Consider the following 25,676-nt stretch of genomic DNA (forward strand, 5'->3'; position numbering starts at 1 on the left):
CAAGCTATTTTTAGACAATGTGCTACGTTTTTAAAACAGAGGATGTCACAGCGGGGTGCTGTGTGGAGGGAATGGACATGACAAACACATTGGCAGAGCGCGCACGTCGTTACGCTACCAAAGCGCATGCGGCCATTGATCAGCGCCGAAAATATACAGATGACGCTTATATTGTTCACCCTCAGGCGGTGATGGAAATCGTCAGTAGCGTGCCACACAGTGAAGAAATGCTGGCCGCTGCCTGGCTGCACGACACGGTAGAAGATACGCCCACCACTCTCAGTGATATCGAAAGCCATTTTGGGCCGGAAGTCGCCACCCTGGTGGCGATGCTGACCAACGTCAGCAGTACCGCCGACGGTAACCGTTTTGAACGCAAGAATCGCGATCGACGCCACAGCGCCCAAGCTTCACCACAGGCCAAGACCATTAAGCTGTCGGACTTGATCGATAACACCCGTTCACTGCTTGAATACGATAGCCATTTTGCCCGTACCTATCTGATCGAAAAACAGCGGTTACTGGAAGTCCTTACCGAGGGCGATCCAACGCTGTGGCAGCAAGCGCACCATATTGTCGAGCAGGGGCTACAAAAGTTGCAATTACCGCCGCATAACGTCCCGGCGAGCTGGTTCGAACACACGCGCCAGCGCTACCGGGAAAGCGACGCGGCGTAGCCGTCAGAAAGTCACCACCGTTTTGAGCGCCGTCACCCAGGCATCTTGCGTTTCGTTAACGCCCGCCGGATGGTGCCAATATTGCACGCCCGGTTGTAACTGCAACCACGGAGTGACGTTGAAGCGATAATAGAGTTCCGCCGTTACTGAATGCCCCGGTACTGGGTGATAGTTGGGATCGTTATAGTCGGTGGCGTTGTTGATTTGATTAAGGTAGCGCTGGTTATCCCGATAATGGTTGCTCAGCTTGACCATCGATACCCCCAAGCCCAGCCAATCATCTGGGCGAGCGTCAAACAGCCCACGGTAACGGATGCCGGTTGAGGTTGAGTAATGCATATAGTTTGACCGCTGATCTGCCAGCCCCAGACTGTAGAACAGGCTTAGTCCTCGATTAGCGTCATCCTGGTGGCGCGTGACCTGCTGGTTAAAGCCGGTGTACAGGAACCAGGTACGATCATGGCTGCGATAGCCGTTAGGATCGTCCGCCCCCGGGCCACCAGAAACGCCCTCATACAAATCCTGCTGACTAGCATTGGTGAATAACACGCCAATATTGTAGACCCCAGGTAACTGATTGACCGCGTTGGTTTTCAATTCCAGTTCCATTGGCAACAAAACGCCCTTACTGCCCTTGGTCGACCAACTCCAGGCATGACTGCGGCTAGGTGCCTGCGGGTTTTGTTCCATCACACCGGTTTTAAAGGTCAGCCCATCAGTCAGTTTATACTGCAAGGTGGTGCCCCAGTAATGGACGTTCCAGTTATACCAGGTCAATGAGTTGGCAGATTTTCCGCCGCACAAGGTCAGTGTCTGGAAATCGCAGGGAATGATCTGATCGAAATCCTGCACCTTGTTCATCATACCGATACGCCATTGCAGCCGGCGATCGAGAAAACTGCGGCTAAACGTTAACCAGCCCAATCGGGTGATCGACTGGCCGCCATAACTTTCTTGCGACAAATCGGTCGGATTGACGCGAGGATCCTGCAAACGATCGCGTGTCAGGTTGTTATCATGGTTACGGTTAACAATATTGCCTTCAATCGCCGCATCCGGAATCCCCGTTAGCGCCTGAAGATCCTGACTGAAGGTCAGCGAGAACTGATCAATGTATGACACCTGCTTATCGTGGTTATACCCACCACCGGCGTTATAGGAAATCTGGCTAAGGTACCCCAGATTATAGTGAAAACCATGATCTTCCAGGATCGGCCTGATCCCTAACATATCCCCCAACAGCCCTGCCTGTGGCGGTTCAAAGCCAAGTGCGACACCCTGCCATTTGGCGGTGGGTGCCTCCACATCTTTGGCGGTTTGCAACGTTTCGGCCTGTGCGCCAGCGCAGGTCAGCAATAACGCCGCAAGAGTCATAGAGTGAGGTAATGGGCATTTCATTATTATATTTCTCCGCATATCGCGCTGACTGCAAGCAACAGCAATCCCTGGGTAAAAATTCCCCATCATTGGCAGCAGTAAATAAAGGTGATGACCCGGCGGTTGCCACCGGGTTGATTGACAGAACTTAGGCTTTGTCTTTCAGGCTGTTACCGTTGCTTTGGATCACATCACGGTACCAGTAGAAACTCTTTTTGCGGCGGCGTTCCAAGCTGCCCTTGCCGGTATCATCGCGATCGACATAAATAAAGCCGTAGCGCTTGGACATCTCAGCCTTAGAGGCACTGACCAGGTCGATCGGTCCCCAACTGGTGTACCCCATCACTTCAACACCGTCGTCAATCGCTTCAGCGACCTGTACCAGATGATCGTTGAGATAATTGATGCGGTAGTCGTCGTTGATGCTGCCATCAGCTTCAATACGGTCCTTCGCCCCGAGTCCGTTCTCCACGATAAACAACGGCTTTTGGTAGCGGTCGTACAACACATTAAGCAGATAGCGCAGACCAACGGGATCAATCTGCCAACCCCATTCAGAACTGGCCAAGTGCGGGTTCGGTACCATATTGAGAATGTTGGCACGGGCCGTGTTGTTCTGCTGTTCGTCGGTAGTCACACAACCACTCATGTAATAACTGAAAGAGATAAAATCGACTGTCTCGCGCAGCGTCTTTCTGTCCTCGGCGGTGATCTCTACCTGAATATTGTTTTCGCGGAAGAAACGTTGCATATACGCCGGATAGCCGCCGCGTGCCTGCACGTCGCCAAAGAACAACCAGTCACGGTTCTGGCGCTGGGTTTCCAACACATCTTCCGGTTTGCAACTGAGCGGATACAAAATACCGCCCAACAGCATATTGCCAATTTTGCCGCCCGGCACAATGTCATGGCAGGCTTTTACCGCTTTGGCACTGGCCACTAACTGATGGTGAATCGCCTGATAAATCTCGCTCTTGCTACTGTCGTCCTTTAACCCGACACCGGTAAAGGGTGCATGCAACGACATATTGATCTCGTTAAAGGTCAGCCAATGCTTCACCTTGTGCTTATAGCGCTCGAACACCGTGCGTGCGTAGCGCTCGAAAAATTCGATGGTCTTACGGTTACCCCATCCCCCGTAATTCTTCACCAACCCATACGGCATCTCGTAGTGTGACAGGGTGATCAACGGCTGAATGCCGTACTTTGCCATTTCATCGAACAACTGGTCATAGAACGCCAAGCCGGCTTCATTCGGGACATCTTCATCGCCCTGCGGGAAAATGCGCGTCCAGGCAATAGAGGTTCGCAAGCACTTAAAGCCCATTTCAGCAAACAGCGCGATGTCCTGCGGATAACGATGATAAAAGTCGATCGCCACATCCTTAATGCCGCTGTCGCCGTCAACCCGCGGCGTAATGGCGCCGAAGATGCCCTGCGGTTGCAAATCAGAAGTCGACAACCCTTTGCCATCGGTCTGATAAGCCCCTTCCACCTGATTGGCTGCTACCGCACCGCCCCATAGAAAATGGTCTGGAAATTTGCTGCTCATCGCTTTCTCCTCGGTTAACGTAATAAAGTCAGCAGCGGCGCCTGTTCTTGCACCCTGCCCTGGCCGCTGGCCAGCACGTCGACGTAGTCATCGCTGTTGCTGATGATGATCGGTGTGGTGGTATCAAAGCCGGCAGCACGGATTGCCGCCTGGTCAAACTCAATCAACAGATCGCCCGTGCTAACGCGGTCCCCCTCTTGCACATGGGCAATAAAATGCAGTCCGTCGAGCTTGACGGTGTCTATGCCGACATGAATTAAAATCTCAGCACCGTCATCCGACTCAATGCCAATGGCATGTTTAGTGTTAAACAGCGATGCAACACGTCCCGTAGCCGGTGCCACCACTCGACCTTGCTGTGGGGTTATCGCCACTCCCTTGCCCAATAAACCGCTGGCAAAAGTGGCATCATTGACCTGTTCCAACGGCATCACGTCACCGGCAATCGGGCTAACAACGCACTGTTTGCGGTTAAGGGGGGCGGCAGGCGTTAGTTCCTCGATCGTTTCGGTAGGTGCGACACCAAACAGATAGCTGGCCACCGCCGCGAGACAAAACGACAATAAGCTACCGACAATTGCACCCCACACCGTGGCGTCAAAACCACCGGCGGGAATAATCTGCGCAAAGGTGAAGATATTCACCAGGCCAAAGGAGTAAGTGGCAGTATGGAAATAACCGATCACCGCACCACCAAGCGCACCGCCAATGCAGCCGAAGATAAACGGTCGTTTGTTCGGCAGAGTCACACCGTAAACCGCCGGCTCGGTAATACCAAAGATACCGGCGCCAATCGCGGAACCTGCCAACGCCCGTAATTTGGCATCACGGGTACGCAACATCACACCCAGCGTCGCACCGACTTGCCCCATCACTGCCGGCAACAGCAGCGGTACCATGGTGTCGCGGCCAAGCACGCTCAGGTTATTGATCATCAACGGCACCAGCCCCCAATGCAGACCGAAGATCACGCATACCTGCCACATCGCGCCCATAAAAGCGCCCGCAATGATGGGATTAAACGCGTAGATGCTCTGATAACCGTTAGCCAACAAATGGCTAAGCCAGGTGGCTGCTGGGCCAATCAGCAGGAAAGTCAGCGGAACGGTAATCACCAGGCACAACAGCGGCGTAACAAAATTGCGCAACGCACTGTGGATTACCCGGTTAAACAACGGCTCCAATCGGCACGAAACCCAGGCGGCGAAAATAATCGGAATCACCGACGAGCTGTAGTTGATAAATGTCAGCGGGATGCCGAAGAAATATTCACGCGCCGCGTCAGGCTGCTGGGCGGCATCAAATGCCGCCATCATTAGCGGATGGGTCAATGCACCGCCGATTGCCATGGTAATAAATGGATTGCCGCCGAACTTTTTACCGGCGGTATAGCCCAGCATAATCGGCAGGAAATAGAACAGGGCATCACTGGCAGCAAACAACATTTTATAGGTACCGCTGCTCCCCAGCAGCCAACCACAAGCCAGGCTCAACGCCAGAAAACCTTTCAGGATCCCCGAAGCCGCCATCACTCCCAACAGCGGTGTAAAAATACCGGACACCACATCAATGAATCGGCTGAACAGGTTTTCCTTTTTTCCGTCATCATCCGCCGCTACATCATCACCCAAGCTACCGACCTGATTGACCGCGTGATAAACCTCCGCAACGTGGTTACCCACAACCACCTGAAACTGTCCGCCGCTTTCTACCACCATGATCACACCGGGATTTTTTTTCAGTGCCGCAGCATCAGCACGCTGATTATCACGCAGTTTAAAACGCAAGCGGGTGGCACAGTGCACCAAACTTCTCACGTTGTCGCGGCCACCGACGCCGGCCAAAATCTCACGGGCTAATGTTTCATATTTCATAGTATTACCCTTAAAATCTACGTTCTGCTGGCCTCCGTGGCGCGATGGCCAATCGCCGTTACGGAATTCAGCGCAAAAAAAAACCTAAACCTCATGGCTTCTGCATCCACACGGAAACAGAAACACGAGGTTTAGGTTTTGCCTGCCGAAGCAGTGACAACCCTAAATCGGTTGAGCTAAGACGTTAACACTCCATATTTTGCTGGAGCAAGACCCTAAGACGCCAAATTACTGAACTGTGACCCAGCATGCAAAACCACGTCAGTGGGCAAAATAGTGCATACCGCCGTCTACCGGGATAACCGTACCCGTGATATATCGCGCTAGCGGGGAACAAAGAAACGCCGCCAGATAAGCCATATCTTCCGGCTCACCAAAGTAGCCAATCGGGATGTTCTGTTCGATGAACGCCAACCGTGCGGCGTCCGTCGGGTGCAGTTTTTCACGCACCTGCGCGCTATTAATCCGCCCGGGCTGCAGCGTATTGATCGTAATGCCCTGTGCAGCCACATCACCCGCCAACCCTTTGGCCCACAGATGCAGTGCCCCTTTGGCGGCAGTTGCTGCGTTCAGGCTACGCGGCTCCATAGAACCGCTGATGTTGATAATGCGTCCCCATCCCTGCGCCTGCATACCGGGCAGTAATGCGTGCGTCACCCGACGCGCCGGCGTAAAGTTTAGGCCAAACGCCTCATCCCAAACGCCGTCGGCTTCATTCAACGCCATCGGGCGAGCGCCACCAACGGCATTAATCACAATATCGATCGTTCCAAACCGCGCTATAGCTTGTGCAAGCATGCTGTTGAGCGCTTCCGTGTCTGTGATATCCGCGGCAATGGTATAGGGCCTTATGCCACCTGCTTGCTCTATCTCATCCGCCAGTGTCAGCAAGCGATCTTCACGGCGGGCCGTCGCTACCACGGAGACCCCTTCAGCCGCCAATACCCGAACCATTCCCGCCCCAATACCGTCACTCGCACCGGTAACCAGCGCGACACGGCCCTCCAAATGCAAATACATAAGATTACCTAATTAAATAGTTCAATCTGGTTACAGTAATGACACTATTGAATCACGTCTCACTCTGTGTGAATATTCCTTAAATTTGCAGGTATACTGTGCAGGAATTCACTGATGTTCGATTGGCAGGATTTAAAACACTTCGTGGTGCTGGCACGTACCGGCTCATTGTCGGCAGCGGCACGGGAGCTGGGTTGCGATCACGCCACTGTAGGTCGACGAGTGGCCGCACTGGAGAAGGCTCTCGGCGTGCCGCTGATCCTTCGTCTGCCGCGCAGCACACCGCTGACGCAGGACGGAAAAGTGATTGCCGGCCTGGCGACCGACATCGAAAACCAAAGCCACGCCATTGTGCGTCATGCACGTAGCGCCGGAGAAACGCCACAAACCCAGGTGCGCATTAGCGCCCCGCCGTCGGTTGCCGCTCGGATTATTGCACCGCAAATTGCGGAATTTCATCAATCATTTCCGCATATTACGTTGATTCTCTCCGGTGAGTCGGCAATAGCCGAACTGGATCGCGGTGATGCCGAAGTGGCAGTTCGCATGGTACGGCCACAACAGCCAGATCTGTTGATAAAGCGCATCGGCATAATGCGCTACGCCCTGTACGCCACAAGGCAGCACGCCGCGCTACCAGAGGCCGCCCGGGCCTTTATCGCCTATGACCATCACTACCAACACCAACCCCACCAGCAATGGCTGCAACAGCTGTTACAAGGCCGTCCTGTGGTGTTCCAGGCCAGCGATCTGTTCTCTTTGCAAGAAGCTGCGAGATCGGGACTCGGAGCCGTAGTATTACCGACATTTGTCGCCGATAGCGACCCAGAACTGGTGACGCTGCCCACATCAATCGCCGCGCCGATACGTGATCTCTGGCTGGTCACTTACCCCGATCTGGCACGCTCGACTGCCGTACGCGCAGTGATGACATTTCTGACCGACATCATCGAAAAAAAATGTCCGACAACGCCATAAAGCATCAGCATTGCTAATTGAATGCTGGACAAAACTCACGCAGGGGATTATTACTGATCACGGCATAATGGACTTTAGGACTGGCTGAGATCATGACTTTACGTACTGAGTTTGGACGAATTCTGATTACCGGTGCAGGTGGCCGGGTCGCGACGGCATTCCGTCAATCTGTGGGAAATCGCTATCAGCTGCGGCTGGCGGAAAAAGATCTCGGTCTGCTGACCGACCTGCAACCAGGCGATGAGGTGATCAGTTTCGACATTGCCGATATCGCAGCCTGCCGTGAGGCTTGCGCCAATATCGATACGGTGTTGCACCTGGCGGCCGATCCCTCACCCGATGCGGACTTCTGCCACTCGCTGATGGATAATAATATCCTCGGCACCTTCAATATTTTCCGGGCAGCGAAAGACGCAGGCTGCAAACGCGTGGTCTTCGCCAGTAGCGCACAAGCGGTGGAAGGCTATGCACTGGATTACCAAATTCGGCCGCAAGATGCCCCCAAACCGAAAAACCTCTACGGGGTTAGCAAGGCATTTGGCGAAGGTATCGCCGCCTACTTTGCACATCAGGAAGGGCTTTCTGCCTTGTCGGTACGTATCGCCAATTTCACAACGCTAGAACACGGCGAACAGCTCAGCGCCCGCGATATGAGCGCTTTCCTGAGCCACCGCGACGCGGCCGATCTACTGGAACGTTGCCTGCGCATCGAAGGCGTACACCATGCCGTGGTGCACGGCGTTTCCAACAACCGCTATAAGCGACTGTCGCTAGAAGAAACCAGCCGCTTGCTCGGCTACTACCCGCAAGATGATGCGTTCAGCATTCTCGGTTTTGCCTAAAGCTTGTTATCAATACGCTGGAGCAAGTAAGGGAAAAATGGGTTGGAGGCAATGCGCATCAGCGAGTCGAGATCGACAACCAGCACGGAACGCTCGCCCCGTGCAGCAAGGGTGCCAAGGCTAATGCCGAACTCATCGCGCTGCTCGGGGAACCGGCCATACAGCGAATCATTCACCGGGAAGGGTAACGCCACGTGCGACAGCGAATAAATATCCGTTGGGTAGGTCATACCTAGCGGCTGTTCGCTTTCGGTGGTTTCTCCAGCTGGCGTAACGCGGGCGATCGCCTCACTGCTTTCTGGTGAGGCATTAGCGATCACCGTGGTCTGATAACGACGCGGCGTTGGTGGCAGCAGTTGACTGACCGCCGCCGCCGCATTTGGCCGCAGTAGTGGCCCAAAGTTTACCGTACGATTAACATCAAATAGCACCAGTTCGCTGCCGTTAGTCGGTAGTTCGTTATATAACGCACGAATCACCGCCCGGGTGCTAACAGTCGAATCCATAACAGACTGGAAGGTCAGTACAGGGGCTAATCTAGCCAGCTTTCCGTCACGTGCCGCCAAGGCAATTTGCTGTTGCAGCCCATTACTGAGCAGATAAGACTGGCGTGCGCCATTTACTGGAAATGAATTGTATTTAAAAGGATTAAACTCCGGTAGCACACCGAGCCACGCCGCTTTGGCAAAGGCTGGGAACACAGCAGGCCAGCCGGCAATACCAGCGAAACGAGCAAAACTGGTGACGCCAATCATCGGTGAAATCAACACCAACCGCTGCGGTGCCGCCAACTGCGGATCATCCAGTGCATCCAACGCATACTTCATCGCCAGCGCACCGCCGTTGGAGAAGCCCACAATATGCAAGGGCTTATCGCCCCCGGCCTTACTTCGCGCCTCACGCACGGCCAGCCGCGTCGCTGCCAACCAGTCGCGCCAGTCAATATTGGTCAACGCACCCGGCACCGTGCCGTGTGCCGGCAGGCGAATACCGACCGCCACATAACCGTGTTGCCGGTAGTTCTCAGCAATGTGCCGCAGGCTGTAAGGGGAGTCGGTTAAACCGTGCAACAACACCACTGCGCCACGTGGCTCGCCTTGCGGCATCAGTTCGTAAGAGCGATTCCAGTCTCGGACAAAGTGCTCTGGGTACACCGGGCTGCCGTCAAAATAGCGGTTGAGGGGAATACGTTCGCTGGCAGAGAGTTTATCCGTGACGTTAGCCTTCACGTCATCAAACACCCGGCTTTCGGCGGCAAGATAACCCTGCCAATTGGTCTTATCCATCTCGGCGGCCGACAGTTCATGCGGTACAAAAGTATGCCACGGCTCCAACGCCGGACCACTTTGGGTATCGTAAATGCGTACCGCAAACAGTGTGAGTAACACGGTGGCAACTACGATTGTCAGCCGCTTAGTCCATTTAATTATCGCCCTGGAAGGCATACCCACTCCTGAATTCACGGTTATCCTGCTGCGATTATAGAAGCTAAATGCCATCAGCGGCAGCCCGGCGATCACCGAACTCTGCACACCGATTATTAGAGCCTGCTCACAGAACCCACATTTCCAAACCGTTTTAACGGATAAAAATTGATCTGCCGACGGAATGTTTGTAGGTTTTCTGTAACGATACACTAAAACGTTACAGTTAAATGTTAGAAACAAAGTATCGTCCCTGTTCCCCCTGTCCCTACAGCATTACCCAGCAGGGGAAATCATCTTCACCACCAGCATCGCAGTCTGTCTGCGATCGGGAGCCAGGCCGATGAAATCACTCACAAATCGCTTAACTCTGCGCCTGTTTGTCACGCTGTTATTGATACTTTTTACCTTGCCGCTACGGGCCAATGCCGCCGACGTTAACCTGCGCGTGTACTCATCACTGCCCGATGATGAATATTCCTCGCACGCCATTTGGTTCAATCGTTTTAAGCAGAACCTGGAGGAGCGCCTGCCGGGCAAAATCGCCCTCAACTATTTCCCTAACGGCATGCTCGGCAAAGAGGCTGATGCCGTCCAACAGGTACGTATTGGCGCGATCGACATGATGATCTCCGGCACCTCGATCTGGGCCACATTGGTACCGGAAATTGGCGTGCTGGATCTGGGCTATCTGTTTAACGATAACCAGCAACTGGGTCAGGCGTTGGACGGTCAGGCAGGCCAGCTACTTAGCGCCATGCTGGCCAAGCAAAGCAACATCAAGGTGTTGGGCTACGGTTTCAGCCTGGGTCCACGCAACATTTACAGTAAGAAACCACTGCAATCACCGCACGATCTCAACCGGATGAAAATACGTGTGCTGCCGGCACCCAACTTTATCGCCACGTTGAAAAGTATGGGGGCCACCGCGATCCCGATGCCCGGCGGTGAAGTTTACTCCGCATTGCAGATGGGGGTGATCGACGGTGTGGAACACGACGCCGCCACGGTCTACACCAGCAAGTATTACGAGATCGCCAAATACGCCACACTGACTCGCCACATCTACAACCCGATTGTCGCTACCATCAGCCAAAACGCTTTCCAACGCATCCCGCAATCGCTGCAAGCCGACGTGTCGGCTGCCGCCAGCGAAGCAACGGTTTATGAACGCAAAATCGCAGCGGAAAAAGAACGCCAGGCAATGGACAAATTGAAAGCTGCCGGCGTGATTTTCACCGAAACCGATCGCGACTATTTCCGCCAGCAAACCCTGCCGCTACAGGCGACATTCATCGGCAAATATCCGCAAGCCAAAGCCGTGTTGGATGCCATTCATGTCGCATCACAACCGTAACGCCCCCAAGGCGGAGGATTTGTTATGACCCTTCCTGTCACTCTTGAAATAAGCGTAAAAAAAGTGGCCATCCTGACACAGTTAAGCCGTGGCCTGACCCGTTTGACCGCTTGGGGCGGCGCATTGGCGCTGCTGGTAAACGTCGTGGTGGTATTCGCCTCGGTAATTTGGCGCTACGCGCTGCACAGCCCCATCGAATGGGCGGAGGAAGTGGCGCGAGCCCTGATGGTGACGCTGGTGTTTTTCGGCGTCGCCACCTCCACCGGGCGTGGGCGGCATATTGGCGTCGATCTGTTCTTACGTTGGCTACCAGCGGCAATCCAGCCATACGTGGTGCATGCCAGCCGTTGGGTACTGGTGTTGGTGGCGCTCGGGTTGACGGTATCCAGCTTCAGTTTGGTCGGTATTTCGCTGCCACAAACCACTGAGCACGGCTTGCCGCAGGCGATTTTTGTGGTGCCGGTGTTTATCGGCGCAGCGGTGATGTTGGTCAGTGCGCTCGATCACGCCTGCCAGGCACCATTGAAAGTGGTATTGCTCAGCGTGGTTGCCGTCGCCTTGTTGGGTGGTACTGCCTACCTCAGCTTGCATAGCGCATTGGGGTTCAGTTCGCTGCCTGCCGTACTCATGCTGGCCTGTTTTATTCTGGGGATCATCTCCGGCGTGCCGATCGCTTTTACGCTCGGCATGTCGGCAATGGTGTTCTTCCTTAGCGATCCCTCGCTGCCATTCGTGTTCTTTGCTCAGCAGGTAACCGCTGGCGTCGACCATTTCGTCCTGCTGGCCATTCCCTTCTTTTTACTGGCTGGCGCAGTGATGGAAGTGAACGGCATGTCGTCACGGCTGGTTGAGCTGATCGTCCGGGGCATGGGCCGTTATCGCGGTGGACTGAACATGACCACGATTGTGTCGATGGCATTCTTCTCCGGTATTTCCGGCTCCAAGTTGGCGGACGTTGCCACGGTAGGCGGCGTGCTGATGCCTGCGGTGCGACGGGCGCGCCAACCTGCCGCAGAGTCTGCCGGAGTGTTCGCTGCTTCGGCCATTATGGCGGAGACGATTCCCCCTTGCGTCAACCTGATCGTGATGGGCTTTATCGCCAACATTTCTATTGGCGCGCTATTTATCGCCGGACTGATTCCAGCGTTGTGCCTGCTGGTGATGTTGCTGATTGCCGCCGTGATCTTCGGCAAGCGCATCAACGTGGATGATGCCTACCCGGTGCGGATGCCAACGCGCCAACTGCTGATCGGCGCCGCCGTCGGGTTAGTGATGATTTTGATGATCGGCAAGGGTGTAGTGGCCGGTATCGCGACATCTACCGAGATTTCCGCTTTCGCCGTGGTCTACGCCATCATCGTGGGTCGGCTGGCATTTGGGGAACTCACACTGAAAGCCACCCTGACACTGTTTGTCGACACCGCAGCCCTGTCCGGCATGCTGCTGTTTATCGTCGCCTGTGCCACCAGTTTGTCTTTCGCCCTGACCATCGAGATGATCCCGCAGCAATGTGCACAGCTGTTGGTTGCCATCGGTGCGAACTACGGTCCATGGCTGTTTCTGCTGCTGTCGATCGTCATTCTGATTATCTTCGGCGCAGTGCTGGAAGGTGCTCCGGCACTGATTATCTTCGCACCAATTCTGGTGCCCATTGCCACTCAGCTCGGCTTCAATGCCCTGCATTACGCCATTGTGATGATTCTGGCGATGGGCTTTGGCCTGTTTTCCCCGCCGATCGGCCTCGGCCTGTATACCACTTGCGCCATCTGTGGCGTCCCCATGCAGGACGTGATCAAGCCCATGGCCAAATACCTGCTGATCGTACTGCTCGGCATTATCGTTATCGCGCTGTTCCCGGCGCTCACCACCTGGCTGCCGACGCGGCTGGGCTACTGATTGACTCAAAAGGAGCCATACCATGTTCTCTGATTTAACCAACAAACGCGTGTTGATCACCGGTTCCACCGCCGGTATCGGGCTGGCAACCGCAGCGCTGTTCGCCCAACACGGTGCCAAAGTGGGGATTAACGGGATGCGCAGTGAGGCGCCGGCAGAAGTCGCCGCCTTCCCTGGCGAGTGTGCGTTTTTCTCCGCCGACTTATCCCGCTCCGCTGGCTGTGAAGCTCTGGTGGAAGCCTTTGTCGCTCGTTTCGGCGGCATCGATATTCTGATCAACAACGCCGGTGGGCTGGGTGGGCGCAATGGACTGGAAGCTATCGACGACGAGTTCTTTGACCGGGTGATGGACCTTAACTGCCGCTCCGCGCTGATGGTCACCAAATTCGCTATCCCTTACCTGCGCGCTTCAGCACGTGAAAGCGGCGCTACTACCAGTGTGATCAGCACCGGCTCCATCGCAGCACGTGAAGGCGGCGGTATCGGTGCTGGCCTGTATGCCAGCGCCAAAGCCTGGTTACATAACATTCACCGCAACTGGGTGAAGGAGTTCACCAAGGACAACATCCGTTTCAATATCGTGTCGCCAGGCAGTATCGACACGGCCTTCCACCACGGCAAAAGCGAAGAAGTGCTGAGCAAGATGTGCGCTTCCATCCCAATGGGCCGCTTTGGCCGCAGCGAAGAAGTGGCGCCAACTTATCTGTTCCTGGCGTCACATAATTGCAGCGGCTACATCACCGGGCAGATTATCGACGTTAACGGCGGGCAGATCGCGCCCTAAGGGCCTGTGACTCACTTTCAGCCGCGTGATAAAGTCGGGGTAATGGGTTAATGCAAAACGGGAATGTGATGGCGAATATACGTGATGTGGCACGTCATGCCGGGGTGTCGGTCAGTACGGTTTCCAACGTGCTGAACGGCCGGGTAGATCAGATGCGCAAGGATACGCTAGCCCGTATTGAACAGGCGATGGCGGCGTTGCAGTACCAACCGAACCGCGCAGCGCAACAGCTCAAAACCGGGCAGGTAAAAATGCTCGGCCTGCTGGTGCCGTCGATCGTGAACCCTAGCTTCGCCGCACTGGTGCGTGAGATTGAACTGGCGGCCAAGCAAAATTACGGCTATCAGGTGCTGCTGGGAGATACGCATCGGCAAGAGGAAGAGGAGATCCGTTTTCTCGACGATTTGCTGGCATTAGGCATCCGCGGTGTGGTGGTGGCCTCCACGTTTTACGATCGCCCCCATTTCCGTGATGCACTGAAACGTGGCCTGGTGATGATCAACTACGATGAACGCACGCTGACTGCCCCCGGTGAGACAGTACTGCCGATCGACAGCGTGTCGATGGACAATTGCGCCGCTGGCAACATGGCCGCCCAACATCTGCTCGCCCAAGGTTGCCGCCGTATTGCTTTCGCCACCGCCTCTGGCATGACCAGCAGCCGTGCCAACAAGATTGCCGGTTATCGGCAGGCGTTGGAGGATGCCGGGCTGCCAGCCACGGTGATCGAAGGTAAGGCGCAATTTGCCTTTGGCGATGCCGAAATGGCCGAATTGGGGAAAACACTCGCCGAACAGATTTGCCAAAGTGAGCCACGACCCGATGGCGTTGTCGCACTCAATGACATGCTGGCCATCGGCATGATCTCCGCCTTCCAACGGCTGGGCGTGCAAGTACCGCAAGATATTTCGGTTGTCGGCATCGATAACATGTTTCTGTCCGAGCTGTTTAACCCAGCGCTCAGTTCTGTGGCACCGCCGCTGCGCGAGATGGCAGTGAAAATTGTCGATAGGCTTATCGGCCGACTGGAAAATCCTGAGCTGCCGGTTGAGGAGTTTTTATTTGCCCCCAGCTTGGTACGCCGCCAGTCAGTTATTAACACGTAGCCCCCGGCGGGGTCTCTGCCCTGCTCACTTTCACACTGAATTCTGGTTGCGCTGATGCGCGGCAGGGCTTCGCTGCGTCCAAAATTGCAGTAGGAGAAAAAAATGAATGATGAATCTTGTGTTTACTGCCACCCGACCGATGAGATCGTGCTGTGGCAAAACGCACTGTGTCGGGCAATTTTTATCGCTAACAGTCCCTTCCCAGGTTGGTGTCGGGTGGTGTGGCATGAACACATCGCCGAATTGAGCGATCTGCGTGACGACCAGCGCAACAGCATCATGGCGGTGGTGGCACAGGTTGAAGCGCAGCTACGTCAGTTGCTAACGCCAGCGAAGATAAACATCGCCAGTCTGGGTACCGCGTTGCCACATTTGCATTGGCATATCGTCCCGCGTTACCTCGACGATTCGCACTTCCCGGAGCCGGTCTGGAGCAAAGCGCTACGGGCCCCCACAACGAAAACGCTGCCGGATAATTTTATTGAGTTGATGAAGGAGCGGCTGGCGATCACTTTGGGGGAATAACAGGATGCCGGGCACAGCCCGGCATTTTAAAACATTATGGCTTTTCAGCAATTTTGCGCAGATATTCGTTATTTTTAAACGCAATTATGATCATTTCAAAGCAAACGCGAGTGAACACGCCACCGATGATGATCGCGAACAGACCACGGAAGAACTCACCGTAGAACATCGCCCCAATCCCGCCAACAATAATGCTCAGCAGGCAAAGCCAGTAGACACCGGTGATGATTTTCGGAGTCAGCATCGCATCAAAAAAGAAAATGTTTTTCATTGTAAATCCTTCCTTAGGCCAGTATTTAATTATCCCAGAGGCGCCACATCGGTGCGGCATGCCCTTTTTGTCACACCGGTAATGATAGCGAGTAACGCGACCAAAAGCGCATAGAAATCAGCAAGCCATTACATAAGGGTTGAGGATGTTTAACAAAGTAGCTCGAAATTTACTCGGTGGTTTGGCGGCGGTGCTGTTGTTCAGCCAAAGCGCACTGGCACAGGAAACGCTGATCTTCGTGCGGCACGGGGAGAAACCCGCTAACAGCAGCGGGCAGCTAACCTGTAAAGGCCTGAACCGCGCATTGGCACTGCCGGATGTGCTGCTGAACCGCTATGGCAAGCCAGACTTTATCTTTGCTGCCGGACCGAAAGAGAACAAGACCGGCAGTTCTCTGCGAGCGCTGTCGACCATCATGCCTACCGCCGTGCGCGTAGGGCTCCCAATCGGCATCCAGTTTCACGCCGATGACATCGCCGGGCTGCAACAGGAACTGCTCAGCGACAAATACCAAAACTCACGTATTTTCATCGCCTGGGAACATAAGAATCTCGATAAGGCGGTGAAGAACATCGTCGCGGCACGCGGTGGCGACGCCAATATGGTGCCCAAATGGCCAGGTAGCGACTTCGACAGCATTTTCGTGATCACACTGGATCAGGACAAGGTTTCATTCAAGCAGGAAAGCGAGGGGTTGACTGCATTGGCGGAGACCTGCCCTTCGGGGGGATAATTTCAAACTGCCCCAGGCTGGTTCTGACAAGACGATAATCAGCAGCCCCGTGGATTTGATATCGGGGCTTAATCAATATAACAACCCTCCACTTTAGAATAAAAAACAACTTAAATCATTTCAAAAAACATATTAAAATCAAATGTTATCACTCTAAAAACTTACATTTATTATATATTGAAACAACCTAGGGTGAAGAGCAGTTAAAATTAAATAACCAACACCTAAATTTACTAATAAAAAACTAATACTTTGTATTTGGCTTGCGGGATTGAATATATACGTGAACATGTAAATATCTTTCTTAGCGGGTCTAAGGGTAGCGCCGCATTGATTAAGGAGAGATCATCACGGCTAAACCCCCTATCGGCATCACAGCCTCTACCGGGCACAAATGCCCTGAAAGCGGCGTCTGGACGACACCATCAACCACCGCTCCCATTGCCAAAGGTAATACCATGCCACTCTATAATAACCAGGCTGTCACCTGGCGATTAACGCAATATGCCTAAGTCGTAAGTTACTAAGCCGCCCCCTCAGAAAGCGGCTTTATCATAGATAACTAATGGTCAAGATAGAGATAATGCATCCAACTGGTCATGCGTAACAGTACTTTGCGCATCACCGCAACATGGGTAAAGTGGTCGGAGTAAACTGCCACCTGCGAAAAAATTCCGTCCGGCAACTCATCGATTTCACTGTTGGGTGCCAGCTCAATCACCGCCAGTACACCGTCACTGCCAGTGGCCATACTCAGCGATTGTAGCGTCCCCTGAGCCTGGTATGATCCACCGGGGACTACCGGAAGAATTCTAATCAATTTACCGGGGAATACCTGGCCGGGAAATGCATCGAACACCACCTCGGCCTCGTCGCCTGCCTTAAGACGCAGCAAGGAATTTTGGCGGAACTGAGCAATGATTTGCCGTTTTTGCTCAGGAATAAATACCATCACCGGCCGCAGCGGAATAGCCGCTGCGTAAGTACCTGGGCGGATGAGCACCTGGGTTATATACCCGTTGCTCGGAGCGCGAATCACCGTTTGATCAAGATTATATTTGGCCTCCGCCAACTGTGCTCTGAGGCTGACAATTTGAGATTGCTCCCCGTTCACCACACTGTCTAACTGGCTTTTTATTTGTGCTTGTTCAGCCACCGACCCCTTTACTAGCGCATCTTGCGCCAGATAGTTCTGCCGGGCGTTATCAATATCGCTTTCAGAGAAAGGGTTTACCTTTGCCTGACTGCCTTTAATATAGCGTTGGTAGTCTTTATATAATCTATCGCGTTCGGCACTGACCCGAGACGTATTGGCAATGGCTTCATCAAGCTGACCTTTTAAAACCTGGGTGTTATTAATCGCGGTGACCAAATCTGCCTGCAGTCGATTGACGCGAGCATGATACCGCACAGGGTCCAATTTAAATAGCACCTCACCTTTCTTTATTAATACATTTTGTTTATCGGTTACTTCGCTAACTATGCCAGTCACCTGAGGCGTAATAGGGATAGAAACAACCGCTTTCTGTGCCAGAGCAGTATATGGATGGTTATAATTCATTAATAGAATTAACGCACCAATTAAAAATACACCCCCTAAAGCTGCTGTGGGCACAGTCCATTTATTTACCGGTATTTTAAAAATTTTAAATATAGACCAGGCAAAAGCGACATACGTCAAGATAATGAGCAGATCCATGGTGGCTACTCCGCAGGAGGCGTTTTAATATCAACTAACTTCAACTCTAGCTCCGCCACACGTTGCTGCAACTGTGCGAGCGATGCCTCCTGATTTTGCATACCCCAACCACGCTCTGGGCGGTATAAAGTAGCCCATATCCATAAAAACGGCCAGATCACATGCAGAGTGAATAAACTCACCCAGCCTGCGACATGGATCGCATCGGCATGCGGATGGTTACGTGCCTTGGCAATAAGATAGGGAATATCATGCAGGATAATAATCCCATAAAAAATAATGAGAAAAACCAGAATAAGTACACCCAACGCGAAGTAATTAAGAAACATAACTGCCTCTCATTTGCGGAGCCCGTGCTCATTGGTAAAGATAGTCGCGTTTTTAGCTCTTTGTGCTAAAACTGGGTAAGTTTATTTAATAGGAAATTTATTATCAGGTGTTTACTGACGTGGCAGTCGTTCTGCATTGGTTTATTGTGGCGTATGGAATTTACGAAAACGGCATCACAGAAGTCACATTTGATATTTAACAAATTGATTTTATACTAATATTTTGTGTTGGATAAATTAGTAACCTCCATAAGCATCCCAAATGGTTTTTCTTGCAGGTACCGCTCCCAGAAAATTCTTCGCTACGATATCGTTCATCTTTTCTACCAATTCCAACCGTTTGAACGTGATATGCCCACGACCTTTCTGGAAATAGCGGATAGAGAATGAATCCACCTCAAATACCTGTTGATGTGGGTTATCTCGAATGGAGTCCATAAACCGGGAGGGAACGTCATGTCGTTCAGCGTCAGGCCATGGTCCTGTTCCAGCAGGCTGGAAGTAGCATTTACCGATAGTTACCGGGGGTCCACATCGATTCCATCTGGCTGATAAATTGTGGGAATACTTCTTTCAGTTTAAGTCATTCTCCGTCACTGAACTTGCCCTGGATATCAACACGGTCAGCCAGATAATGCAGCAGGTTTCCCTCCTGTACCAAACGAGTGCAAGACACGGAGTCACACTTCGATTTTCAGCCGCCTGGTTGCTTAGTTCCTGTAGCTTATATTGGTGAAGCGTAAACAAATCAGCGCATGAGTAGCGCTTGTGTCAGTTGACCCAAACGGTGCACACCTTCTTCGATTTGCTTGTTCCAGGCATGACCGGCGCTCAGGCGCAGGCAGTTGCGAAAGCGCCGGCTGGCCGAGAACACGTCGCCGGGCGCGAAACAGATTCTATGTTCCAGAGCTTCATCGAACAGCGCGCGCGAATCGAAGTGCTTCGGCAATTCGAGCCAGAGTACGAATCCGCCTTCTGGCTGGCTCATCCGCGTTTCTGCAGGGAAGCTGGCCTCGACCGCCCCGGCCATGCGCGCCAAGTTATCCTGGAACAGCTTGCGCAAGCCGCGCAAGTGCCGGTCGTAGGCGCCGCTGGCCAGGAATTCTGCCACCGCAACCTGCGGCAGCACGGTTCCGCAGAGGCTGAAGGCGAGCTTAAGATCCATCACCTGTTTCTTGTAGGCACTTGTCGCCACCCAACCCACACGGTATCCGGGGGCGAGGCTCTTGGAGAAGGAACTGCAATAGATTGTATGTACACCACCATCCAGCGCGATGAACGGTGTTGGGCGCTCTCGCCCAAAATAGATGTCGCCATAGACGTCGTCTTCGATCAGCGGCACATTGTGTCGGGCCAACACAGCAAGAAGTGCTCGCTTGTCGGCTTCGGCCATGGACGAACCGAGGGGATTGTTGAAACTTGACGACAGCACACAAGCCGCGACCGGCTGGGTCGCCAGCAGATAGGCGAGCGCATCGACGCTGATGCCGCGTACAGGATCGACCGGCAGCTCGACAGCCTTGAGACCCAACATTTCCAGCGTGTGCAGCAAGCCCATGTAGGTGGGCGATTCGACAGCAATGGTGTCGCCGGGTCGGGACACGGCCGACAACGCGAGTGCCAATGCCTCAGTACAACCATTCGTGAGAACCACGTCGTCGGGCGACAGCGCGTGCCCGTAGCGTACTGCCCGCTTGGCGATTTCGCAGCGCAGGCTCAATTCGCCCTGCGGAGCACCATAGACGTTTAGGCGTGCACCGTCACGGCGTGCCACACGTGCGAGCGCGAGATCGAGGCCCTTGGACTGCAGCAGCATCGCATCGGGCACCGCGCAGCCGAAAGGCAGGAGTTCGCTCCTGGACGCATGCTCCAGAAGCACCGAAACCGCCCCGCTGATCGACACAGTAGAGGCCTTTGCACGTCGGCGCGAGGTGGTAGGCAGCGCGAGCGCGCCGCGACGCTGCGGGGCCACGTAGAAGCCCGACTGTGGCCGCGCGACGAGCATACCCCGGTCTTCCAGCAGTCGGTACGTTTGCAGGATAGTCGAGATGCTGACATGGTGCTGCTTGCTCATGGAACGCACCGACGGCAAGCGAGCCCCCGGCACGAACGCGCCGTTGCCAATCATATTGGCAATGAGATCAGCCAACTGTTCATAGAGGTAGGAAACGGGTGTGTCCACGGGGAGCCATCATCAGAAAGTTGCATCCATTGTCACTGCCACGGCTTGTTATTGCAATTAAATTGTGCTGGTACAAATACTGATAATTGTGTCTGTACCGGTTCAGCTGTACTCACTAAGATGACTGAATTCCGACGAAAATAAGGATGCCATGCCCTTGCTCCCAAACCTCTCAGGGAAGCCTCCTTCACGCCTTTGACGCGGACGCTTCTCTTACAATGAGATCATCACACTGATGGATGTGAAGCACCCAACCTTGTCCGCCGTGAAGGGTGACGTCACTGAATGAATCCAATCCACTACAGGAGAAACACCATGAAAGTACGTATTGCCTACGTCGAAGAGCCGCCGTTCTATTGGACAGGCGACGACCAGGCTGTCGTCGGTGCCGATGTCGAACTGGCCGAAGTGGTACTGCGCGCCATCGGTGTCACCTCCATCGAATATCAGTTGACCACGTTCGCGGAACTGCTTCCCGGCGTGAGTGAAGGCCGCTGGGACATGAATGTGCCCATCTTCGTCACCGAGGAACGTACCCAGCAGGTGGCCTTCAGCCGACCTGTTTGGGCACTCGGAGATGGCTTCGTAGTACAACAGGGTAATCCGAAACTGCTGACGAGCTACGAAGCCGTGGCGGCGCGCGGCGATGCGCGTCTGGGCCTCATTCCTGGGCAGGTGCAGGTTGATTCAGCCAAAGCTGCGGGCGTAGAAGATGGCCAGATCATCCTGTTCAAAGATCAGTCAGAAGTTATTGCCGCCTTGCAGGCAGGAACGATAGACGCTTTCGCCGCCACGGCGCTTGGCAACAGCGCTATCGCGGGTGCCCATGCGGGGCTGGAATCTGTCGCACACGCAATGGACAAGAACGGTAAGACACCCGTCGGTGCATTCTCTTTCAGCAAGACTAACCAGCGTTTATTGCAAGCAGTCAATAAACAGCTTCGCGTGTATCTCGGCTCGGCGGACCACCGTGCCCGCGTGGCGAAGTACGGTATCACTGCCACAGAGATCGACGGCGTGGTGGCCCATGAGGTAGCGCAATCGCAATAACGAGGAGAGTGCACAGTCAAAGAGGGGAGCGCCATTACATCGTCCGGCTTTTGTTGAATTCATCCTCCAGGAGATTTCCGTCGGTGATTAACCTGATCCCCAAAAAGGGCTTGATGCCGTTTACCTTCAGGCGACAATGGTGGGGTTATTTACCTTGTTTTATCAGGTACTACAGGGGGTCGGTAGAGGCTGATTGGCGGAAGATCACAGGAGTCGAACCTGCCCAGGACCGCTGGCGGCCCCAACCGGATTTGAAGTCCGGCCGCCCCACCGGGGACGAGGATCTTCCTTCGGGAACAGGAAGCAAGGGGCTGATTATAGCGCAGTTTACCCTTAGCGCTAAGAGGGAAATAGCGGTAGCCTCCGGCAATATGCCGGAGGCAGGCAGGGTTAAGGCTTCAACAGTTCTTTCACGTCCAGCAGGATAAACTCGTTGTCATCCGCCACATTTGGCTGGCGGCTGGAGGAGAACGGGAAGTTATTATCGTTGCCGACGATGATATGACTGCCATCCACCACGTCCACATTTTCAATGGTGAAGAACGGGAAAGTCAGCACGCCGTTATTCAGCGGTTTGCGCGCCAGTTTATTTGGGTCCTGAATGTTCATCAGATCAATATAAGCCAATTTATCGACCGGTTTGCCGACGTTATTGTCAGAAAAAGCGATTTTGTACACTCGCTTGAACTTCGCCACCTGACTGAAGCAGTTGTCTGTGGGGGCGCCAGCAGCGCAGGCTTTGTCCGCCGTGCCTTCGTTATTATCGCGCTCGATCACCAAACCATGGGTGGCGTCGATCATGTTGAAATCACCAATCGCGTTCTGGTTATCTTCCAACACATATTGCCAACTGCGACCGGTCCAGGTCTGTTGTTTCACGTCAAACTCCAGCACCCGCAGGTAGCGTTTGCCATCGATGTTCTCGAATTTTTCACCGTCCCACAGCGCGCCTTCCAGCAACGGGTACAACTTGCTGCCGTCCGGTGAGGCCGCCATGCCTTCAAAACCTTTAGAACGCGCCACCTGGAAGTTCTGTTTGCCATCCGGTGCACCCGGCAAGGTCAGCGTCGGGTTATCCGGCGACTTCACCACCTTGCCGTCGACCTTGGTATCGAACACCGCCAATACCTTACCGTTCAGATCGGCCTTAATCAGGTAGGGGCCGAACTCGTCGCCGATCCACAGGGCATTGTCAGCAAACTGGAAGCTTTCCGGGTCAAAATCGCTACCGGTCAGGTAACGCTTATCGGTGCTCTCATTGATGATATGGAAGGGGACATTTTTGTCCGGATCGTGCAGGAATACCGTTTCCAACGGGGTCACCGTGCCGTTGCTGAAGTCAATTTCATAGTGATTGAGGTACAGCATGGCATCCGGCGAATTGGCTTTACTGCCGAAGCCGTTGTCGGTTAGTACCCAGTAGGTGCCGTCAGGCATATGTTTGATGCCGGAATGCCCCTGTAGCGGCTGGCCACTGATCGGCAGACCAATACCGGTCATGCGATCGGCGGATTTGCCCGCCACGCTACCCAGTTCAGTCACACGTTTGCCACTGGTGTATTTACCACTTTGCTGCAAATCGTTAGGGGCATCCTGCGGTGCGGCAACGTTGGATTTAACGGCTAATAGCGCGTGCCCGGCCAAGGTTGCTGGCACCGGTTGAGCGTCTGCCCATAGATTACTGCTCAGCGCCATACAGCCAGCCAATAGCGCCAGACGGGTTTTGGTGATGTGCATGTCATGGTTCCCTTTTTGTTGTTATTGCCCAGAGGTAAAAGCAACGTCACTATAGGGAGCCGCAATGACAGTAATATTATTCGGCGAACGCCCGCCGGTAGCTGTGCGGATGGAAGCACCAGGTGATCGCAATCAATACCACCACCAGCAACGCATGGATTTGCCAATCCAGTACAAAACCGCCGCTGTAATCACGCAGCACCCCGGAAATATAAGGCGTAGCACCCGCCAGCAGGAAGCCAATGCCCTGCATAAAGGCCACCAACCGCCCCGCGGCCGCCGGGTGTGGGATATGATCGAGCGCCAATACCAGACACAACGGGAAGGCGCCGCCCAGCCCCAAACCGGACAGTAGCACCCAGACCCACGGCAACGTCTGCGGTAAATAAATCAGGCCAACGAAGCCGATCAACTGCATGGCTAATGCCAGTAATAACAATGGGCGGCGATCCGCCGAGCGCGCCAGCGCCGGCAACAACAAAGCCCCCACCACCTGCCCAAAGGTCATCAATGCCAACAAAGATCCGCTGGCTTGCGGCTGCCAGCCAAGCTGCATGTAATAGGGCGGTAGCCAGGCGATCAGGCTGGTATAGCCGCCATTGATCAAACCAAAATAAGCGCCGAGCAACCAGGCACGACGGCTGAACCACAGGCTCGGCCCGGAGGAGGTTCCGGACGGTGTCAGACGCGCAAGGCCACGGCTGACCGGCCACCAGGCGATTAACGCCACCAGTGCAGGTACGGCCCACCAGGCCAATGCACTGTGCCAGTCATGGCCGACACTCATCAGCCAGGGAGTGATCGCCGCCCCCAAGCCACCACCGCCCATCAGGGCCGCCGACCACAGCCCGGCCACCAATGCCATCTGTTTGAGAAAGTGATGTTTGATAATGCCGGGCATCACCGCCTGGATCACCCCAATCCCCAGCCCACCCAATACCGCGCTCAGCAGCAATTGCGTGCTGCCCGGTGCCAGTTCCCTCCAGGCAGCACCCACACCAATCGCCAGTAAGCTCAACACTACGCTGGTACGCTCGTCGAACAGGCGGTTGATCGCCCCGCCAGCCAGCGCCATCAACCCCATCATCAATACTGGCAAGGTGGTCAGCAGTGCTGCCCCGCCAAAACTCAGGCCGGTGGCCTGTCGCAACGTCGGCAACAACGGGCCGATCGAGGTCAGCAACGGTCGCATATTCAAACCAATGAGCACCAGTGCCCACAGCAGGGGGTTGAACCAACGGCGTAAAAGGGGGGGAACTGCAAAATGATTTAACACGGTCTATTCCTGAACTTCCGGGATGAAGAGTGCGGGGTCACAGAGTCACCGCCACAACGTTGCCTTACTCTAGGCTCCACCGTTAGTATTGGGAAATTAAATAATAAAATAGCTAACAGTGGGAAAATGAATCGCTACCCGATGTTTAATCCGCAGTTACTGCTCAGCTTTGTCGCAGTGTGTGACAGCAACAGTTTTACCCGCGCCGCAGAACGGGTGTTTTTGTCGCAGTCCACTGTTAGTCAACAGGTACGCCGGCTGGAGGAGATGCTGGGCAAGCCACTGTTTGAACGCTCGTCTCATCAGGTACTCCTCACCGAAGAAGGGGTGAAACTGTTGAGCTATGCGCGGCGGATCATCGCACTGAATGAAGAAGCGCACGACGCCTTAACCGGTATTTGGCGTGACGGCGTACTGCGGTTGGGGATGCCGGAGGATTTTGCCGCCCCCACCACCGAACTGCTGGCGGAGTTCAGCCGGGCGCATCCGCATCTGCGGCTGGACGTCACCAGCGGCCTAAGCGCTGACCTGCACAACGCCTACGCTCGTGAAGAGCTGGACCTGATTTTGGTTAAACAGCGCCGTAACCAACCACCGCGCGCAGCCAGGCCGGAACCGCTACTGTGGCTGGATAGCCTGGCCTTCCCGGCTATCGAACAATCACCTGTGCCGTTGGCAGTGTTCCCGCTCAATGGGTTATACCGCGATGATCTGTGCCAGGCGCTGGATAACCTCGGCAAGCGGTGGCGTATCGGCTACAGCAGCGCCAGTCTGGCCGCACTCACCGCCGCATCTGCCGCCGGGCTGGGCGTAACGCTGTTACCGGCCGGTTGTCGTTTGCCAAGCCATCGGGTACTGGGCAGCGCCGAAGGGTTACCGCCAATCGACAACATTGAGCTAGCGCTGTATTACCGCGACGGCGCCCCCGCCGCAACGCCCGCGCTGGCCGAACGGCTGAAGGCGTTTTGTGGGTTGGTATAAAAAAAC

General features: G+C 54.3%; 22 protein-coding genes, 1 tRNA gene and 2 pseudogenes. 11 read left to right on the forward strand and 14 right to left on the reverse strand.

The window, feature by feature from the left end; genetic code table 11:
• The first annotated feature begins 77 nt into the window (after window positions 1-77).
• Window positions 78-677 carry an HD domain-containing protein gene (locus tag SGR01S_RS18060; protein ID WP_061808183.1) on the forward strand — a complete coding sequence of 200 codons (600 nt, stop codon included), beginning with the start codon at window positions 78-80 and terminating at the stop codon, window positions 675-677.
• 3 nt (window positions 678-680) lie between these two features.
• Here SGR01S_RS18060 and SGR01S_RS18065 read toward each other — a convergent pair whose 3' ends face one another.
• From SGR01S_RS18065 to SGR01S_RS18080, 4 genes are all read right to left on the reverse strand, one after another.
• On the reverse strand, window positions 681-2,075 hold the full coding sequence (locus tag SGR01S_RS18065) for a carbohydrate porin (protein ID WP_061808184.1): 1,395 nt from the start codon (window positions 2,073-2,075) through the stop codon (window positions 681-683).
• Between the two features lie 127 nt (window positions 2,076-2,202).
• On the reverse strand, window positions 2,203-3,606 hold the full coding sequence (locus SGR01S_RS18070; protein WP_061808185.1) for a glycoside hydrolase family 1 protein: 1,404 nt from the start codon (window positions 3,604-3,606) through the stop codon (window positions 2,203-2,205).
• Between the two features lie 14 nt (window positions 3,607-3,620).
• Window positions 3,621-5,480 (reverse strand): PTS beta-glucoside transporter subunit IIABC, encoded by a 1,860-nt coding sequence (gene bglF, locus SGR01S_RS18075; protein WP_061808186.1) that lies wholly within the window; start codon window positions 5,478-5,480, stop codon window positions 3,621-3,623.
• 261 nt (window positions 5,481-5,741) lie between these two features.
• A complete protein-coding gene (locus SGR01S_RS18080) occupies window positions 5,742-6,500 on the reverse strand; it encodes an SDR family NAD(P)-dependent oxidoreductase (protein ID WP_061808187.1) in 759 nt (252 codons plus the stop codon).
• Window positions 6,501-6,614: 114 nt separating this feature from the next.
• Between SGR01S_RS18080 and SGR01S_RS18085 the strand changes: the two genes are divergently transcribed.
• Window positions 6,615-7,478: a LysR family transcriptional regulator gene (locus tag SGR01S_RS18085; protein ID WP_061808188.1), complete on the forward strand. Its 864-nt coding sequence runs from the start codon at window positions 6,615-6,617 to the stop codon at window positions 7,476-7,478.
• Window positions 7,479-7,570: 92 nt separating this feature from the next.
• On the forward strand, window positions 7,571-8,320 hold the full coding sequence (locus tag SGR01S_RS18090) for an NAD-dependent epimerase/dehydratase family protein (RefSeq protein WP_061808189.1): 750 nt from the start codon (window positions 7,571-7,573) through the stop codon (window positions 8,318-8,320).
• Here SGR01S_RS18090 and SGR01S_RS18095 read toward each other — a convergent pair.
• Window positions 8,317-9,765, reverse strand: a complete 1,449-nt coding sequence (locus SGR01S_RS18095; RefSeq protein WP_061808190.1) for an alpha/beta hydrolase — start codon at window positions 9,763-9,765, stop codon at window positions 8,317-8,319. The genes SGR01S_RS18090 and SGR01S_RS18095 overlap by 4 nt on opposite strands.
• Before the next feature lie 322 nt (window positions 9,766-10,087).
• Between SGR01S_RS18095 and SGR01S_RS18100 the strand changes: the two genes are divergently transcribed.
• From SGR01S_RS18100 to SGR01S_RS18120, 5 genes are all read left to right on the forward strand, one after another.
• Window positions 10,088-11,101 carry a TRAP transporter substrate-binding protein gene (locus tag SGR01S_RS18100; protein WP_061808191.1) on the forward strand — a complete coding sequence of 338 codons (1,014 nt, stop codon included), beginning with the start codon at window positions 10,088-10,090 and terminating at the stop codon, window positions 11,099-11,101.
• A gap of 24 nt (window positions 11,102-11,125) precedes the next feature.
• Window positions 11,126-12,997 (forward strand): TRAP transporter large permease, encoded by a 1,872-nt coding sequence (locus SGR01S_RS18105; protein WP_061808192.1) that lies wholly within the window; start codon window positions 11,126-11,128, stop codon window positions 12,995-12,997.
• Between the two features lie 22 nt (window positions 12,998-13,019).
• Complete coding sequence (locus SGR01S_RS18110) at window positions 13,020-13,781, forward strand: SDR family NAD(P)-dependent oxidoreductase (RefSeq protein WP_037426132.1); 762 nt, start codon at window positions 13,020-13,022, stop codon at window positions 13,779-13,781.
• A 68-nt stretch (window positions 13,782-13,849) separates the two neighbouring features.
• Window positions 13,850-14,887 (forward strand): LacI family DNA-binding transcriptional regulator, encoded by a 1,038-nt coding sequence (locus tag SGR01S_RS18115; RefSeq protein ID WP_037426129.1) that lies wholly within the window; start codon window positions 13,850-13,852, stop codon window positions 14,885-14,887.
• Window positions 14,888-14,989: 102 nt separating this feature from the next.
• Window positions 14,990-15,412 (forward strand): HIT family protein, encoded by a 423-nt coding sequence (locus SGR01S_RS18120; protein WP_061808193.1) that lies wholly within the window; start codon window positions 14,990-14,992, stop codon window positions 15,410-15,412.
• Between the two features lie 34 nt (window positions 15,413-15,446).
• Here SGR01S_RS18120 and SGR01S_RS18125 read toward each other — a convergent pair whose 3' ends face one another.
• Window positions 15,447-15,683 carry a DUF4282 domain-containing protein gene (locus SGR01S_RS18125; protein ID WP_037426124.1) on the reverse strand — a complete coding sequence of 79 codons (237 nt, stop codon included), beginning with the start codon at window positions 15,681-15,683 and terminating at the stop codon, window positions 15,447-15,449.
• Window positions 15,684-15,828: 145 nt separating this feature from the next.
• Between SGR01S_RS18125 and SGR01S_RS18130 the strand changes: the two genes are divergently transcribed.
• Complete coding sequence (locus tag SGR01S_RS18130) at window positions 15,829-16,416, forward strand: histidine phosphatase family protein (protein WP_061808194.1); 588 nt, start codon at window positions 15,829-15,831, stop codon at window positions 16,414-16,416.
• A 562-nt stretch (window positions 16,417-16,978) separates the two neighbouring features.
• Here SGR01S_RS18130 and SGR01S_RS18135 read toward each other — a convergent pair.
• From SGR01S_RS18135 to SGR01S_RS18150, 5 genes and pseudogenes are all read right to left on the reverse strand, one after another.
• Window positions 16,979-18,115 (reverse strand): HlyD family secretion protein, encoded by a 1,137-nt coding sequence (locus SGR01S_RS18135; protein WP_061808195.1) that lies wholly within the window; start codon window positions 18,113-18,115, stop codon window positions 16,979-16,981.
• A gap of 5 nt (window positions 18,116-18,120) precedes the next feature.
• On the reverse strand, window positions 18,121-18,444 hold the full coding sequence (locus tag SGR01S_RS18140) for a DUF3302 domain-containing protein (protein WP_037426114.1): 324 nt from the start codon (window positions 18,442-18,444) through the stop codon (window positions 18,121-18,123).
• 237 nt (window positions 18,445-18,681) lie between these two features.
• Window positions 18,682-18,918: pseudogene (locus tag SGR01S_RS18145) on the reverse strand (DUF4942 domain-containing protein); the annotation flags it as partial.
• Window positions 18,919-19,030: 112 nt separating this feature from the next.
• Window positions 19,031-19,120 (reverse strand): annotated as a pseudogene (locus SGR01S_RS24665) (type IV toxin-antitoxin system YeeU family antitoxin); the annotation flags it as partial.
• A gap of 72 nt (window positions 19,121-19,192) precedes the next feature.
• Entirely contained in the window at window positions 19,193-20,626 is a 1,434-nt protein-coding gene (locus tag SGR01S_RS18150; RefSeq protein WP_061808197.1) for an aminotransferase-like domain-containing protein, read from the reverse strand.
• A gap of 315 nt (window positions 20,627-20,941) precedes the next feature.
• On the opposite strand from SGR01S_RS18150, the gene SGR01S_RS18155 reads away from it, so the two are divergent.
• Window positions 20,942-21,676, forward strand: a complete 735-nt coding sequence (locus tag SGR01S_RS18155; protein ID WP_061808198.1) for a transporter substrate-binding domain-containing protein — start codon at window positions 20,942-20,944, stop codon at window positions 21,674-21,676.
• 194 nt (window positions 21,677-21,870) lie between these two features.
• Here SGR01S_RS18155 and SGR01S_RS24260 read toward each other — a convergent pair.
• The 3 genes from SGR01S_RS24260 to SGR01S_RS18170 form a co-directional block, all read right to left on the reverse strand.
• A tRNA-Sec gene (locus SGR01S_RS24260) sits at window positions 21,871-21,965 on the reverse strand.
• 101 nt (window positions 21,966-22,066) lie between these two features.
• A complete protein-coding gene (locus SGR01S_RS18165; protein ID WP_061808200.1) occupies window positions 22,067-23,413 on the reverse strand; it encodes an esterase-like activity of phytase family protein in 1,347 nt (448 codons plus the stop codon).
• Between the two features lie 76 nt (window positions 23,414-23,489).
• Complete coding sequence (locus tag SGR01S_RS18170) at window positions 23,490-24,689, reverse strand: CynX/NimT family MFS transporter (protein WP_061808201.1); 1,200 nt, start codon at window positions 24,687-24,689, stop codon at window positions 23,490-23,492.
• A gap of 126 nt (window positions 24,690-24,815) precedes the next feature.
• Between SGR01S_RS18170 and SGR01S_RS18175 the strand changes: the two genes are divergently transcribed.
• A complete protein-coding gene (locus SGR01S_RS18175; protein WP_061808202.1) occupies window positions 24,816-25,670 on the forward strand; it encodes a LysR family transcriptional regulator in 855 nt (284 codons plus the stop codon).
• The last annotated feature ends 6 nt before the right edge of the window (window positions 25,671-25,676 follow it).

This window comes from Serratia grimesii NBRC 13537 (assembly GCF_001590905.1).
GTDB classification, from domain to species: Bacteria; Pseudomonadota; Gammaproteobacteria; order Enterobacterales; family Enterobacteriaceae; genus Serratia; species Serratia grimesii.